The sequence below is a fragment of the Dyadobacter chenwenxiniae genome (assembly GCF_022869785.1).
In the GTDB taxonomy this organism is placed as follows: Bacteria; Bacteroidota; Bacteroidia; order Cytophagales; family Spirosomataceae; genus Dyadobacter; species Dyadobacter chenwenxiniae.
In genome coordinates this window covers 1236623-1251297 of sequence record NZ_CP094997.1, presented here as the reverse complement: position 1 = coordinate 1251297, position 14675 = coordinate 1236623, and the positions used below count along the sequence as shown (strand labels likewise).

Below are 14675 nucleotides of genomic sequence, written 5' to 3'. Positions count from 1 at the left end.
ACTTTATTTGTGACGAATTATTTGTCCGGGCTTCTTTTTCCCCGAATATAGTCCGCCATCGAAGATATGGAGCGGAATGCCTTTTTGCTTTCCTGTGGTTCAAGAACCTCGATTCCGTAATGTTGTTCAAACATCACAATCAGTTCCAGCGCATCGATGGAGTCCAGGCCCAGGCCTGATTCGTGAAAAAGGGGTTTATCCTCATCAATTTCTTCCGGCGATAACCCTTCCAGGTTCAATTGGGCAATAACTTGTTTTTTGAGGTCTTCCTTAAGATTGTCCGGCATCTCAATCGTGGCGTGTTGAAGTGAGCAATGAAACACCACGCCCTTTAACAAATATCATACCTGATGCCTTGCAGGAGACGACCGATATCGCAATCTGTTTCGCCGGGCCAACAAGTATTTACTAATTGCGGGTTACTTTACATTTATCGGATCACGACAATAATCTGCCGACAATCATGCAGTTACGCGACATTGATGATTTCTTTTGGAACAAACCTGAGCCGGCCAAAGGTAGCCTGAATGCATTGCGGGCTTTGGTTTTACAATTCAGTCCGGATGTTACCGAAGTGTGGCGGTACAAGATGCCCTTTTATAATTACAACGGAAAAAGGTTTTGTTATATCTGGCTTGAAAAAAAGACCGGCCTGCCTTATCTTGGCATTGTTGACGGAAAACTACTCGAACATCCAAACCTGATCGCCGAAAAACGGTCGAGAATGAAAATCTTGCTGATAGACCCCCACGAAGACCTCCCTGTTGACCAAATAAACGAAATATTACAAATGGCAATCCGTGCGAGCTGTCATCCATACAAAACAGTTTAGATCACATGAGAAAAATAATTGCAGCCACCAATATGACTCTGGACGGGTTTTGCGACCATACCGCCGTGACTGCGGATGAAGAAACGCATCAGCATTATGCCGATCTGCTAATGGACGCCGGTGTCATACTCTACGGAAGGATCACTTATCAATTGATGGAATATTGGCGAACCATCGTGGAAAATCCCACAGGTATCAAAGCTGAGGATGAGTTTGCTTTGAATATGGATAAAATTTCCAAAATTGTGTTTTCCAGAACGCTGGAAAGTGTGGACTGGAACGGTACGGAGTTAAAACGGGATATCAACAAAGAAGAAATTTTGCAACTCAGGCAGCAAACAGGGAAGGACATCTTTGTCGGCAGTCCGGGCTTAATCGCTGCTTTTACTAACCTTGGCTTAATTGATGAATACCAGATCGCTGTCCACCCGATTATTGCAGGCAGCGGCTTGCCGCTGTTCAAAAACATTCAGGAGAAATTAGATCTTAAACTTTTGAAAACAAAAACATTTACATGCGGTGCCATAATCCTGTATTACGAACCGGTAAGATCGCAACAACGCTAGCCTAACCCTTTCAAGTCAGATTAAGGAGACCCTTACAGGCTATTTGTCCACCTATTCCCGCCTTTTGTTGGACAAATGGCATATTCAGCCCCGATACCTTTGCTCAAAAAAAGAAAGGTAGCATGGTTAATATATTAAAAAAAGCGGCCTCCGGTTTATTGGAGAAGATGTTGAGCAGTGCCACAGTCATTGCGGTAAGAGTCTGGCCCGAAGCCGATATGCATGAAGTTGATCTTTATCTTCCTGATGTGGATATGGATAGCTGGGATTCCATTAAGCGCTTGAAGTGCAAGGTCGACGAGCTCGAATACCGAGATTATACGCCTGTGCTATGGAACTCTGAAATGAGTATATGCACGATGTTTATCGATAGCGGACACGCCGGGGCTGGCAGCCGCTGGGTCCGGGCATTAAAAACAGGCGATCAAATTTTGTTTGGTGCAGCACATGCCGCAGCTCTTCCTTCAACAAAAGGTCCTGTATTGTGTCTCGCAGATGCAAGTGCGCTCGGGCATTTTCTGGCATTGAAGCAATTGACGGACAGAAGTGAACATCCGATGGACGTTGCCGTACTTGTGCATGGTGATTATGAGATTCCAGAAATATTCAAAGCGGAAAACCCGGAATTTTGGTTTATAAAAAGTTCGGGGCGCGCCGAGGACATCGACATGATGGAGCAATGGTGTCACAACAAAGCGCTTACGGAATATAATTCGATCTATATTGCAGGCAATGTTTCCATGACCAAAGCACTGAAAAGCAAATTAAAATCGAATCCAAAAGTACATGCCAGGATTAAGGGTTATGGGTTTTGGGCATAGGTCACGATGAAGATGACAACTCAAGAGATCGAAATCAGGCATTTGCAGCAGGGCGCGCCGGGAATTGAAATTATGCAATTCTCTGAGAAAAATCATTTCGGGGCTATCCCGGATAGCGTCAGGGGCCCACACCGCCATGATCATTACTTTTGTTTTTTTCTGGAATGCGGGTCGGTGCAAGGAATGGTAGATTTTCAGGAGATGGACATTGACCAGCCTGCGCTCCTGCTATCTTGTCCGGGACAAGTTCATGACTTCCGGCAAGCCGAACAGGTCAGTGGCTGGGCTGTTGCTTTTGATGCAAAGTATATAGACCAGAGTGCCCGCATGGTGATTGAACACTCGCTCGCCAACATTGCTATAATCAAGCTGGATGAGGCTGATAAAGAATGGTTTGGACAGATCTTCCACCTCCTTTCCGCCGCAGTAAACGAAGATCAACAAGCTCAGTTTCAGCAGCAACTGGTCCAGGCATTGCTCAACTCCCTATTTTACAGAACCGTAAACCTGTTTCAGTTACAGGAAAATGAACGCATTCAGGCAGTGTCATTGCGTGGCGTTGAGATCGTAAAAAATTTCAATCTCCTTGTCAAGGCGAATTTTCAGACATTGAAAAAACCTGCTGATTACGCCTCCCGGATGAACATTACAGTGAGCTACTTAAATGACACAGTTAAGTCTATTACCGGATTTTCTTCTACGTGGCTGATCAGGCAAGAGGTTTTGCGCGAGGCGCAGCGGCTGCTGTTTTACACGGCCAAAAGTGTGAAAGAAATAGCGTTTCATCTCGGTTTCGAAGACCATAAATATTTTATCCGGCTGTTTAGCAAAACAATCGGCACGTCTCCCGCGAGTTTCCGCAAAACGCTTGGTCGTGCAGATCAGGAACTTTCAAAAAGCACTACATTTTAAGTTGGTTTGGTCGTGCTTAGAGTGCTTTTTTATAAAATTTAATGATTCAATAACAGCCGCTCTTCATTGAGGACATACTGCAATTGTAATTTGGCATCGACCAATATGGAACAGTATGCCAGATATTTACAGAAGAAAACAACGTTTGCATGTTTGGGGACTTTTGGTATTGCTTTTAACCTGCAACAGCACGGAGCGCTCCAATGGGTCGGGTGTAACGGACCTGCATATTGCAGAGAACAGTTTCTTAAAAGCGGACACAGAAGGACAGTTCTCAGCGATCAGCTATAACATTGCCGGTTTGCCAGCCATTATTTGCAGCGCAAAAACGCCGAGAGCCGCCAGCATCGCAGCCATTGGTAAAAAACTGCGGCAATTTGACATTGTGCATGTCCAGGAGGATTTCAATTACCACGCGGATCTGTACGACAATGATGATGTCCACAATTACCGGACGGAAACAAAGGGGCCCGTGCCGTTTGGAGATGGTCTGAACACATTGTCTAAATTTCCGCTCAGCAACGTCGTCAGGGTAAAATGGAACAATTGCACCGGAGCCGATTGCATGACGCCTAAGGGATTTACTTACAGCAAGATACAGGTCGCATCAAATGTTTTCATTGATTTCTACAATGTTCATTCCAATGCTTATAATACATTACACGCGGCTTCGGCCCGCCGCGAAAACATCAAACAATTGTCTGCCTATATTCGCGACCACTCTTCGGGCAATGCGGTTATTTTAATGGGTGACCTGAATGGCCGCTACGGTTTTTTCTATGATAATATTCAAATTCTAACCGCAGAAAACCAATTGCAAGATGCATGGGTCATGCACAAAAAGAAAGGAAAGCGGCCTGATCCATTGAAAATCATTCCTGCTGCCAACATCCTGAATTTAACCGACAGCTGCGAGACAATTGACAAAATATTCTACCGAAGCAGCGAAACGATCGAGCTCAAAACCATCAGCTATTCTTTTTTAAATCAAATCTTTAATACCAAAGAAGGCCTGCCCCTATCCGACCATCATCCCGTCAGCGCTGAATTCTCCTGGCGTATCAAACCTGAACGCGAATATTTATCTGAAACGCGGCTTCCCGTCAAGAAAGATCACTAATGGAGACTCCCGGGCACTGAACAATGCCGTCAATTCCTTTCTATGCCTGCATAGACAGATGTTCAAAGGCCTCAAAATAAGCTTTTACCATCTTGTCCCAACTATAATGGGCGATAGTGAAGTCCCGGAAAGCTTGCTTTTGCCCGCCCAAAAGTCGGCTGTCAGCAGCGAGCTCGTTGAGTTTTGCAGCCCAGCCTTCTGCATTTTGGCTTGGAAGTAAAAAGCCGTTTTTGCCGTGCCGGATAGCGTCCGGAATCCCATCAATGTCTGCCGCGAAAACGAGTGCGCCCTCCACGGCCGCTTCGAGACACACCAGCCCGAACCCTTCCATATCGCCGTCGACATGAACGTTAGGCATGATGAAGGCCGCGGAAGCTTGCAACAGCCTCTTTTTGTCCCCGGCAGGAAGCCTGCCCAAATGCCTGACCGACTGATTGAAATCCGGGTCCTTCAACAAAGATCTGATCGCCTGTGCGTCCGAGCCAAAGCCCAGAAACAACATCACCTGTTCGCGCACCTTGCCTGGAATGAGCGGCAATATCCGTTCGAAAAATGTTGGCTGGTTGTCGAATGGCCCGATCAGCACCACGAAAAAGCGGGGATCCAGCTTGCGGACCACTTCGCGTATAAACCACGAAAAACCTTTCCGCCTGACCGGTCTGCCAACGCCCACTAACAGGAGACGGCCAGCCGGAATTGCATATTTTTCCAGCAGTTCCGCGGTTGGTTGTGCGTAGTGCTCTGAATATTGGGGTTCAATATCGACGCCGTTGTTGATAACGACAACCTTGTCCGGGTTTAAGCCCAGTGCTATGGCGTGATCAGCGGTGGCGCGGCTTACCGCGATGAACAGATCGAACCGGTCAAACCTGGGAAAAACGTATTTTCTGTAAAGTTGACTAGGAAAAACGACATCAAGTCCGTGGAGCGTGACGGTGCGTTTCAGGTGTTCATAGCCCTTATGACTGAGGCAAAATGTGGCCAGAAGGGCATCATTGAAATGGATAACGGTGATATCCGGATGATCTCTGCACATCTTAAAAATGCTGCTTCTCAAACCCAGAAAGAAACGCCAAACAGTGCCCTTTCCTTCGTAAACAATGCGATGCACCTTACAATATTCAGCCATTCCGTTGATCAGCTTGAAACTTTGCATTTCCATCCCTCCAACGGAAGGGGGGAATTTGTGGCTGACAAACAAGATTTCCATGATCAGGAGTATATCCGCTTTTTGTATATAAAAAAAGAATAAAAAATGGCCCCTATCAGCACCCAGATCAGCTGGCGGGTCCTCCGCAAAGCCGAAACAGACAGCCAGAGCGGAATGCTGCTGATCCCAACAAGCGATAACATGACCTTATTCCCCAACTCTTCCACACCGATCTGGCCTGGCACAAAAGCGCCCGCAGCTTTGACCACAATAACGCCCATATCCAGCAACAGGCCGTCTAAAATCGTGATATCATATCCGAAGAGTTTTAACACAATATAGAATTCGAGCGACCCCACCACCCAATGAAGCGTAAAAAAAAGAAAGGCAAGTGCCAGTTCCTTCGGACTGGAACGATAAAAATGGATAAGCTCGGAACGCACGTTTGCAAACTCGGCACGGATTCGCGAAAGCTTTGGATACTTTTCGGCATGCCAGTTAAAAGCCAATAATTTGTAAATGATCAGACCCAGGGACAAGCAAATGATCGCAATGACGACGATAGACGTCCCCGGCAACCACACGCCTGGATTCATTTTGCCTTGAAGCGAAAACCAGATAACCGCCAGCAACAGGAGGCAAATTTGACTTACGATCATCAGTAGCCGGGATATGATCACCGAGGTCACAACCGTTGGTTGGCTCACGGAATAGGGCTTTAACAAAACAATTTTAAGCATATCTCCACCCGCAAAACTCGCCGGATTAAACAAGCCGACCGTTTCGCAGACATGCCGGATCATAAATAAATCGATTTTTGGAATGCTCGCTCTGGAATCTTTAAAGCAATACAACCAGCCTAATGTCCCCAATGCATAAGCCACAATCGTACTGAGGATTACCCATCCAAAACCAGCGCCAACTTTTGCTAATGCTGCCCGTATCTGGTGGGGATCGATCACTTTTACATATTGCCACAGCAGCACCAGCATGCTTACCAGAAGCACCGCCTTAATAATCTTTATATAATGCGGACGCTTTTTCAAGCCTTCTGGTTTTCAGTAACAGAAGTTGCCAGTTCATGAAGATCATGAAAGTAAATCTTCGCGAGCTGTTCCCAATCAAAAGCCCTGCTATGGCTTACGGCATTTGCGGACATTTGCTGCTGCAATGCGGCGTCGCCAAGGAGCAGCCGGATTTTTTCAGCATAAGCAAGTGCATTGTCAGGCTCGCATTTGAAACCATTGAAACCCTCGATCACCATATCCCTGCTCCCCCCGCCGTCGGCGATAACAGGAACCAGTCCCGATGCCATTGCTTCCAGCACCACATTGCCGAAAGTTTCTGACTGGGACGGAAAAATAAAAACGGATGCAGATGCGTAAAGAACCGCCAAGGCATCGTGGTCTAATTGTCCCACGAAAATCGCTTCGGGCATTTGTCGCACGCAACTTTCCATAGCTGATCCATCCCCCGCAATCACCCAATTGCATGCAAATCCGTCCGCCTTCAAGATGTTGAATGTAGCGATCAATGTTTCCAGGTTTTTTTCCCACACCAGCCTGCTTGCAAACAGGATCGTAGGAAGTGCATTACCTGTCAAACTTCTCAGATATTCCGGATTTTTCTTTCCAGGTGAAAATAAATTTGAATCAATGCCGCGCTGCCAGATCGTGAAGTTCCCCGCAGACATTCCGGTCTTGATAAGTTCGTCGGCCAGGCTTAGGGAGGGAACATACACTTTCCTGCACGCTCCGTAAAATGCATTCTGGACCCTGATAAGGCGGTCTTCCAATGGTTTTATCAAAAATGGAAAATACTTGAAATAATAGGCAATGTAACTCAGGAAATGGGTGTGATAAATGCTGATAACCGGCAACCCGCGATCATTGGCATATGCCAGGGCGAAATGCCCCAGGAGCGACGGCGTGGCGATATGTATCACATCCGGATTAAAACGATCCAGTTGCTTTTTGATTTCGTCCGCCGTAAATGACGGAACGGCCAGTTTGTATTTAGGGTTGAGCGGGATGCTGAATGAGCGTGTTTTGATGCAATCGAACTGATTGACCCGATCCGGTCCGCTGCCGCACACAAAAAGGAAGTCAAACTGACTCGCATCGATCCTGTCCAATAGTTGAAACATTGTCCTTGACGCACCATCGAAGTCGGGGATCAGGATTTCGGCAAAAAAAACGGCTCTGACTTTTCTCATTACGATTTCAAAACGTCTAAAATAGGTGAACCGCCCAGCTTGGACATTAACTCTGTGTTAAATATGCAGCCAGGAAGCACCCTTCGGGCCAATTGATCATACATATCGGCCATCTCTCAAATAACATTATCGCTGAGTAGTGCCGCATGGCATAGTTTTTATCAGCGCCTGCGCCAAAGTAATGTTAATCAATTCTCATTCATTATTAAACTTTATCTTTTATGAAAAAGCAATTTTTCTTTCTTTTAGTCGCAGGACTTGGTTTCACATTCTTCTCTTGCACGGATCACGAGGGCGTCGGCATGGTTTCCGAAGCAGACAGGCAGTTCATGATAAAAGCTGCAGACGGTAATCTATTCGAGATCAAAGCGGGTGAATTGGCGTCCATGAAGGCAGTTGTTGATTCTGTCAGAAAGTACGGACACCATATGGTAACCGACCACAGCAAGGCAAGTGAGGAACTGAAAGCATTGGCCAGCAAAAAAATGGTTGATCTGCCTGATATGCTTTCTATGCCCAAACAAAAAAAACTGGACAGTCTGGCGGCGATGAACGGAATGGCTTTTGATTCTACTTACATGATGATGATGGTTGTTTCCCACGTCGAAACGATCGATCTGTTCAACACAGAAACCATTTTGGGCGAGGACCAGGAAGTCAAATCATTTGCCAGCGGCAAACTGCCAACACTTCATCACCATCTGGAGGAAGCTGAAAAGCTGAGAAACTGGCTCTGGTAGACAGTCCCGTCGGGCAAAGCGCCAGGTCGACCAATGCAGCTGGTCAAGTTTAACTTTCAAACGGACAAAAACCATGAACAAATTCGTTCCTGTATGGATCCTGGCGCTTGCCCTAATGGGTTGCGGCGGCAAAAACTCCTCATCTAATATAGACGCCCCTGGTGATGAGAAAACGGTAAAAGATAAAACGCTGAATGCGGGGGCAGAGCTAATGCAAGACAAGACACCACTGAAAGGTTTCAGCACGTACCTGGATGGATTCCACTTTTACAATGGCAATATAAATTCGCAAATGGAGGCGCATCACTATGTGAACCAGATTAATGATGATGTGTACCAGGCAATTATTTTCGATGGCAACGGAAAGGATGCAAAGATCATGGGCGTCGAATACATCATTACTGCACCGATGTTCGCCCGCCTGGCACCGGAAGAGAAAAAGCTTTGGCACAGCCATCATCATGAAGTCAGCTCGGGATCTCTCATTGCGCCGGGCATACCGGAAGTCGCCGAACATGAACTAATGGAAAAATTGGTCTCCACGTATGGCAAAACGATCCACACCTGGCATACCGACCAGGAGAAAGAACTTCCCATAGGTTCCCCAATGATCATGATGGGATTTACCAAAGATGGTCAACTGAACCCTGGCATCCTCCGCGATCGCGACAAACGGTTCAATATTTCTTCAGCACAGAAAAAGCTTCACCGCAAAGACATTCGTACGCCCGAGATTATTCCCGGAGCCAATGCCTGGGAAAAGGGAGAAGTCAGACAATTGGTCATTACTGACAAGGTCGACTCTGTGGCTCACAAACATTAACAGGCATATTCACCGATGACAAGATTTTGTAATTAAAAGAAATGCCGCAGGTCTGTCCTCGCGTTGTCCACCTTTAAGATACACTGTACGAAATCGAACATCTTCGAATCGCAATCAAAAGCTTTCTTTTTGATTTACAAGCATTTAACACCTCGGCATCTTTTTTTACGTGGTAGCGATATTCTTTAACGAGATTCGATATTGCTATGCTTCAAAACTACATTAAGATCGCCTGGCGTAACCTTTGGAAGAACAAAACGTTCTCATCGATCAACATTTTCGGGCTCGCGATCGGGATAGCCGGAGCGCTTCTGATTGGTTTTCACATCAGGCATGAGTTGAGTTATGATAAAGGTTTTTCAAAAGCTGACCGCATTTACCGTATCACATTCGAGAGCACAGGAGCGGACAGCCGTCATTGGGCTGCTACGCCACCACCGTTAGGCCCCGCCTTACATCAGCAATTCCCCCAAATTGAACAAAGTGTGCGGCTGCATCGCCTGTTCCCATATCAACTGCTTAGCCACACCGGACCGACAGGGGAAGTTAAGCGATTTGAAGAGAAAGGCGGCTTGTTCGCAAATGCAGACGTAATTACTATGTTTGACCTTCCATTTGTAAGTGGCAATGCGAAAACGGCGCTCACCGAAGCCAATGCGATCGTCGTTACGGAGGAAATGGCAGCCAAATATTTTGGAAAAACAGACCCGCTTGGCAAAATCATTATAGATGACCGTAACAAGTTACCACTGAAAGTGACGGGTGTCATCAAAGCCTTTGACTTTCCCACACACTTGCATTTCGACTATCTTGTTTCCATTCCAACAATTGATCGATATCTGGACAAAAGGTCAATGGAAAACATTGACTGGTCGGGTTTTTATCATTACGTCATGCTTCGGAAGGATGCTTCCAAAGAAAAGCTCGAAGCCGGATTCCCGTCATTTGCAACCAAGTTTTACGCGCCGCTGGGTGAGTCTGAGAGCCAGATAGTCGCCACCAGGCATTTGCATCTGCAGCCAATTAAAGACATTCATCTGCATTCCAAACTGGAAAAAGAAATGTCAGCAAACAGCGATATCACATACGTGTATATTTTTGCAATGGCTGCCCTGTTCATCCTTCTGGTTGCGACCATCAATTTTATCAACATTTCCACTGCGCTGGCTTTCAACAGGATGAAAGAAATCGGGCTCCGTAAGGTCGTTGGTGCGACCAGGACGCAGCTGATCCGGCAGTTTCTGAGTGAGTCTTTTATTGTCACACTTCTGGCGAACAGCTTGTCTGCATTGTTGTTTAAACTAAGTATCCCATTTTACACCAACCTTGCCGGTGAAGGGTTTGCCTTCTCTGACGTGCTGACACTGCCTAACCTGGCAACTCTGGTCTTATTGATGCTCATTGTTGCATTCTTTGCCGGTCTTTATCCTGCCTGGTTTGTGGCGCGCTTCAATCCTGTGGTTTCTTTGAAAGGGAAAAGAATGTTAGGCCAAAGCGTCAATATTGTAAGGAAAGGACTGATCGTATTTCAGTTTGTTGTTTCTGTATTTATGATTTTCAGCACCATTATCGTGTACCGGCAGATGCAGCTCTTTCATAACCGTAACCTGGGTTTTGATAAGGATCAGGTTATCAGCATCACTATGTACGATCAGATGTGGGAAAAGTTCGGAGCGCTGACAGATCAAATGACTAAAAACCCGGCTATCGCAGCCTTTGCAACCACCTCAACCCTTCCCGGAGAACGTTTTGGAAGTTATCCGGCTTCTCCATTACACAGGGCAACCGGGGAAAGTATTCCTGACGGCAGCAGGGTTTTATGGTCGGACGAAAAGTTGTTTTCAGCGCTGGGGATCAAGCTTAAAGAAGGAAGAGCTTTTTACAAACAGTTTCCCAAGATCGACAATCCGGAATTTATATTAAACGAAGCAGCAGTTAAATCCTATCGGCTTAAAAATCCGGTTGGCGAAACGTTCGTCGTCGGCGCAGACACAGGCACGGTGGTCGGCGTGGTTAAAGATTTCAATTTTGCGTCCCTGCATTCAAAAGTAGAGCCGCTGGTGATCCAATATAACCCCTATTGGGCAAATTACATGCTTGTTAAAGTAAGAGGTGACCAAGTATCGCAAACACTTGAATTTCTCAAAAAACAGGTAAACACCCTTTCGCCTTCCAGCAAATTCACTTACTCATTTCTGGACGAGAACCTGGAAAACCTCTACGCTTCCGAAAACCGAATGGGCCAGGTTTTCAATGGGTTTGCAGGACTTGCTATACTGATTTCCTGCCTGGGCTTGTTCGGGTTATCGGCCTATTCCGCAAAGCTGAGAACCAAGGAAGTGGGAGTCCGTAAGGTCCTTGGCGCGTCGGTGGGCAGTGTCACGTTTTTGTTATCCAAAGACTTTATTCTGCTTGTGGCGGTATCCGTTGTCATTTCGCTGCCAGTGGCATGGTGGGTTATGGAGAAATGGCTGGACTCCTTTGCATACCGGATCTCGGTCTCATGGGATGTGTTTGTCCTGGCAGGCATTTCCGCCTTGCTTTTGGCACTGGTAACCATTAGCTTTCAATCCGTAAAAACAGCACTGATCAATCCTGTGAAGAATCTTAAAGTGGATTAAATGTCAGAGTTCAACAATGCGGCATTCGATTGTGCACCGACTGCCGCTGTGAATGTTTTCGTGGAAGTTGGGATGGTGTGCACGGCCTTTTTTGATCGGTAATCCGCCATAAAACAAAGCGGTAAGGCTCCAAACTATGCCCCCGATTAACTGTCGTTCCACGCCCGACGGGTTGATCACTTTCCCACAGTCAACGGCAAAAAAGACTCAGCGCTTTTGAGTTATGGAAATTAATGCTAACTTTACTACTATATAATACATAGTACCTTGTTAAACACTTTTCCGATAGCCATGAAATCAAAAAACATGTTTCCGATCGCTCTGCAGCTAACACTAATACTGCTCACATCCTGTTCAAACAACGATAATTTGAATGTCCGGGTCAAGGATTCGGATACGCAGTATACATTTACTGCTCAGTACGATCGCGGTAAAACGATAGCTGTTCAGCAGTATGTTAACGCAATGCTGCAACCCAACCGCATTTTTGCCGATCATAACGAGCAGGTCGAGAAAGACATCAAGCTTACAGATGGTGCGGCGTTTTATCTGGAATCATCTCCCGGCGACCTCACCATTGAATTTGAAAAGCAAAAGAATAGTAAAGCCGCATACAGCAAGATCAGAAAATTGTGCCAGGGCATTAAAGAGGTCGTAGCGGGTAAATAAGAGCGCCCGGTTTTTTATTTCCGGTGCATCGGTTCCCATCACTTGGGTCAGCATTGTACTATTTATGTATCCGCTTTGCAAGTGGTATGGACATTATAAGGACCAGCACAGAAAAATCAAGTGGTTCAGGTTCGGCCATAGCAGCAGCAGTATCCAAGAGGTTACCACTATCCTTTTGTATACTGCTATATTTTGTATATCAAACGTCCCTAATTTTGAATGACCGAACAAACGGACGTTTGTATCAAAATGAAATTAACTACTAATTGAGATGTCTAAAACAATTTGGAATGTAGATGCGCTGCATTCAGAAGTACAATTTAAGGTAAAGCACCTTGTGATTTCAACAGTAACAGGATCTTTCAAATCTTTCAGTGGCGAAGCCATTACGGAAGGGGACCAATTTGAAAATGCTCAAATAACGTTTACAATCGATGTAAACAGTGTCGACACCGGCCAGCCGGGACGTGATGAACATTTAAAAAATGCAGATTTTTTTGAAGCGGATACTTACCCGCAGTTTACGTTTACCTCAACGTCCTTTACGCAAATTAAGGGCGATTTGTATAAACTGGTCGGCGATCTTACCATTAAAGGCATCACCAAAGAGGTTGAACTGGAAGCAGAATACGGCGGCACCGAAAGGGATCATTTTGGAAATACCAAAGTAGGTTTTGAGGTAAATGGGACCATCGACCGCAAGGACTTCAATGTTACCTTTAATTCCCTGACTGAGACCGGTGGACTGGCGTTGGGTGAAAAAATTAAGGTCAATGCGAATATCCAACTGGCCAGACAAGCGGAGTAATCTTCCGCAGCGTATCGCCAATTCTGCTCCGCCGGATCTGTATTGCTTGCTTCAATAAGCAGGTTTAGGAAGATCTGGTTGGAGTAGATTTCTTGCTCTTGATGCCAATGAAGCCACGTATACAAGGCTGCGTCAGGGAGCCTGGCCCCTACCCACTTCGTGCTCCAAACTGGTGTGTTGACAGTCAGAGTCTTGGAACGATTATTGCTAATCCATGAAAAAGATTAATAGACCATGGAGAACGTGAAAGAGATTGTACAACAAGTGGTTAAAATCTGGCGTCTTTTTAAGACCCAGCAATTAGCGCTGACTGCGGCTATGCGGCAAGACATATCTTATGATATGAGAAATTTGCTCAGCCGTGACTATATGATTTGCCTGGTGATAAAGAAAGAAATGGCAAATCTGTATGATTCGCTCAAATGCTGCATGCGCGACGCTTGCATAACGCGTAACCAGCAAGCCCATAGTCCGATCGTGAACGACGATGTAAGCATGGCAGTGAAACAAATCGTTAATGTACATCAGCAGATCATCCGTGAATACCGGATTCTGCTGGATCTGATAAAAGATACGAGCATAAACGCCGCTATGCTGCATCAGCATCTGGATCAGCTGGAAAAAATGACCGAGGACCTTTCGGCGCAATCAGAAAGTTCACAATTCGAAGTCGCGCTTGATTAGCTGTCAGCCGGTTGGCACAACACCCCTCCGAAATAGTCCTGAAACCCCATCCAAGACCATGTGTATCTGTGATAACTTTGTCACGCTACATTCGGCTGTCGATTGTAGAATGGAACGTATCAAATACAGATAAAATGAGAAAGGTAGTTTTATTCGCACATATTTCCCTGGATGGTTTTGCGGGAGACATGAATGGGGGCCTTGGTTTTCTATCTTATGATCAGGAGTTGCAGCAATACGCGGACGAGCTGGTCAAAACAGTTGGCGTTCCTTTGTACGGAAAAACCACCTACCTCTTGATGGAAGGTTACTGGCCCACCGTATTAAATGATCCCAATGCCGACAAACATTCACTGGAACATGCAAAGTGGGTGCAGGATATCCCCAAAGTAGTATTTTCAACGACACTGGATACTGCTGACTGGAACAACACGACACTGATCAAAGACAATGTTGCAGAAGCCGTAAACCGGCTCAGAGAGGAGCCTGGCAAGGATCTGGTGATATTTGGCAGCCCCGGACTTGCCAAAAGTTTTATGAAACTGGGGCTGATCGACGCGTATAAATTAACCGTCCATCCGGTAATTCTGGGAAATGGTATCCGTCTGTTCGACAGTGATATAGCAAAGAGTCCGATGAAATTATTGGAAAGCAGAACCCTCAAATCGGGCGTGGTTACGTTGCACTACGAAGTGAATAGGTAAAAAGAGGCCG

General features: G+C 46.0%; 16 protein-coding genes and 1 pseudogene. 12 read left to right on the top strand and 5 right to left on the bottom strand.

Features of this window, described 5'->3' with window-relative positions; translation table 11 throughout:
• Window positions 1–17 precede the first annotated feature (17 nt).
• Window positions 18–287: a phosphopantetheine-binding protein gene (locus MUK70_RS05200; RefSeq protein WP_234604335.1), complete on the bottom strand. Its 270-nt coding sequence runs from the start codon at window positions 285–287 to the stop codon at window positions 18–20.
• A 176-nt stretch (window positions 288–463) separates the two neighbouring features.
• On the opposite strand from MUK70_RS05200, the gene MUK70_RS05195 reads away from it, so the two are divergent.
• From MUK70_RS05195 to MUK70_RS05175, 5 genes are all read left to right on the top strand, one after another.
• Window positions 464–832 carry a DUF1801 domain-containing protein gene (locus tag MUK70_RS05195; RefSeq protein WP_234657492.1) on the top strand — a complete coding sequence of 123 codons (369 nt, stop codon included), beginning with the start codon at window positions 464–466 and terminating at the stop codon, window positions 830–832.
• Between the two features lie 5 nt (window positions 833–837).
• Window positions 838–1398: a dihydrofolate reductase family protein gene (locus MUK70_RS05190; protein WP_234657493.1), complete on the top strand. Its 561-nt coding sequence runs from the start codon at window positions 838–840 to the stop codon at window positions 1396–1398.
• Window positions 1399–1520: 122 nt separating this feature from the next.
• The gene (locus MUK70_RS05185) at window positions 1521–2219 is read left to right on the top strand and encodes a ferredoxin reductase domain-containing protein (protein WP_244784711.1); all 699 of its coding nucleotides are present in this window, start codon (window positions 1521–1523) and stop codon (window positions 2217–2219) included.
• Window positions 2220–2231: 12 nt separating this feature from the next.
• Window positions 2232–3131: an AraC family transcriptional regulator gene (locus MUK70_RS05180; RefSeq protein ID WP_234657495.1), complete on the top strand. Its 900-nt coding sequence runs from the start codon at window positions 2232–2234 to the stop codon at window positions 3129–3131.
• 115 nt (window positions 3132–3246) lie between these two features.
• Window positions 3247–4251, top strand: coding sequence for an exonuclease/endonuclease/phosphatase family protein (locus MUK70_RS05175; protein ID WP_234657497.1), 1005 nt, complete (start codon window positions 3247–3249; stop codon window positions 4249–4251).
• 40 nt (window positions 4252–4291) lie between these two features.
• Here the strand turns inward: MUK70_RS05175 and MUK70_RS05170 are convergent, their stop codons facing one another.
• Genes MUK70_RS05170 through MUK70_RS05160 form a run of 3 tightly spaced genes read right to left on the bottom strand, consistent with a single transcriptional unit; the run spans window position 4292 to window position 7616 of the window.
• On the bottom strand, window positions 4292–5461 hold the full coding sequence (locus MUK70_RS05170) for a glycosyltransferase family 4 protein (RefSeq protein WP_234657498.1): 1170 nt from the start codon (window positions 5459–5461) through the stop codon (window positions 4292–4294).
• 2 nt (window positions 5462–5463) lie between these two features.
• Window positions 5464–6447 (bottom strand): lysylphosphatidylglycerol synthase transmembrane domain-containing protein, encoded by a 984-nt coding sequence (locus tag MUK70_RS05165; protein ID WP_234657499.1) that lies wholly within the window; start codon window positions 6445–6447, stop codon window positions 5464–5466.
• Window positions 6444–7616: a glycosyltransferase family 4 protein gene (locus MUK70_RS05160; RefSeq protein WP_234657500.1), complete on the bottom strand. Its 1173-nt coding sequence runs from the start codon at window positions 7614–7616 to the stop codon at window positions 6444–6446. Before MUK70_RS05160 ends, MUK70_RS05165 begins: the two co-directional genes overlap by 4 nt.
• Before the next feature lie 221 nt (window positions 7617–7837).
• Between MUK70_RS05160 and MUK70_RS05155 the strand changes: the two genes are divergently transcribed.
• The 3 genes from MUK70_RS05155 to MUK70_RS05145 all read left to right on the top strand — a co-directional run bounded on the left by MUK70_RS05155 (window position 7838) and on the right by MUK70_RS05145 (window position 11800).
• Complete coding sequence (locus MUK70_RS05155) at window positions 7838–8356, top strand: DUF4142 domain-containing protein (protein WP_234657501.1); 519 nt, start codon at window positions 7838–7840, stop codon at window positions 8354–8356.
• A 73-nt stretch (window positions 8357–8429) separates the two neighbouring features.
• A complete protein-coding gene (locus tag MUK70_RS05150; RefSeq protein ID WP_234657502.1) occupies window positions 8430–9179 on the top strand; it encodes an OBAP family protein in 750 nt (249 codons plus the stop codon).
• A gap of 206 nt (window positions 9180–9385) precedes the next feature.
• On the top strand, window positions 9386–11800 hold the full coding sequence (locus tag MUK70_RS05145; protein ID WP_234657503.1) for an ABC transporter permease: 2415 nt from the start codon (window positions 9386–9388) through the stop codon (window positions 11798–11800).
• A gap of 3 nt (window positions 11801–11803) precedes the next feature.
• Here MUK70_RS05145 and MUK70_RS31090 read toward each other — a convergent pair.
• Window positions 11804–11989 (bottom strand): annotated as a pseudogene (locus MUK70_RS31090) (hypothetical protein); the annotation flags it as partial.
• Between the two features lie 102 nt (window positions 11990–12091).
• Here MUK70_RS31090 and MUK70_RS05140 point away from each other — a divergent pair.
• The 4 genes from MUK70_RS05140 to MUK70_RS05125 all read left to right on the top strand — a co-directional run bounded on the left by MUK70_RS05140 (window position 12092) and on the right by MUK70_RS05125 (window position 14665).
• Window positions 12092–12469, top strand: coding sequence for a hypothetical protein (locus MUK70_RS05140; protein ID WP_234657504.1), 378 nt, complete (start codon window positions 12092–12094; stop codon window positions 12467–12469).
• Between the two features lie 271 nt (window positions 12470–12740).
• On the top strand, window positions 12741–13277 hold the full coding sequence (locus MUK70_RS05135) for a YceI family protein (protein WP_234657505.1): 537 nt from the start codon (window positions 12741–12743) through the stop codon (window positions 13275–13277).
• A gap of 234 nt (window positions 13278–13511) precedes the next feature.
• Window positions 13512–13961 carry a hypothetical protein gene (locus MUK70_RS05130; RefSeq protein ID WP_234657506.1) on the top strand — a complete coding sequence of 150 codons (450 nt, stop codon included), beginning with the start codon at window positions 13512–13514 and terminating at the stop codon, window positions 13959–13961.
• A gap of 134 nt (window positions 13962–14095) precedes the next feature.
• Complete coding sequence (locus MUK70_RS05125) at window positions 14096–14665, top strand: dihydrofolate reductase family protein (protein WP_234657507.1); 570 nt, start codon at window positions 14096–14098, stop codon at window positions 14663–14665.
• Window positions 14666–14675: the final 10 nt, after the last annotated feature.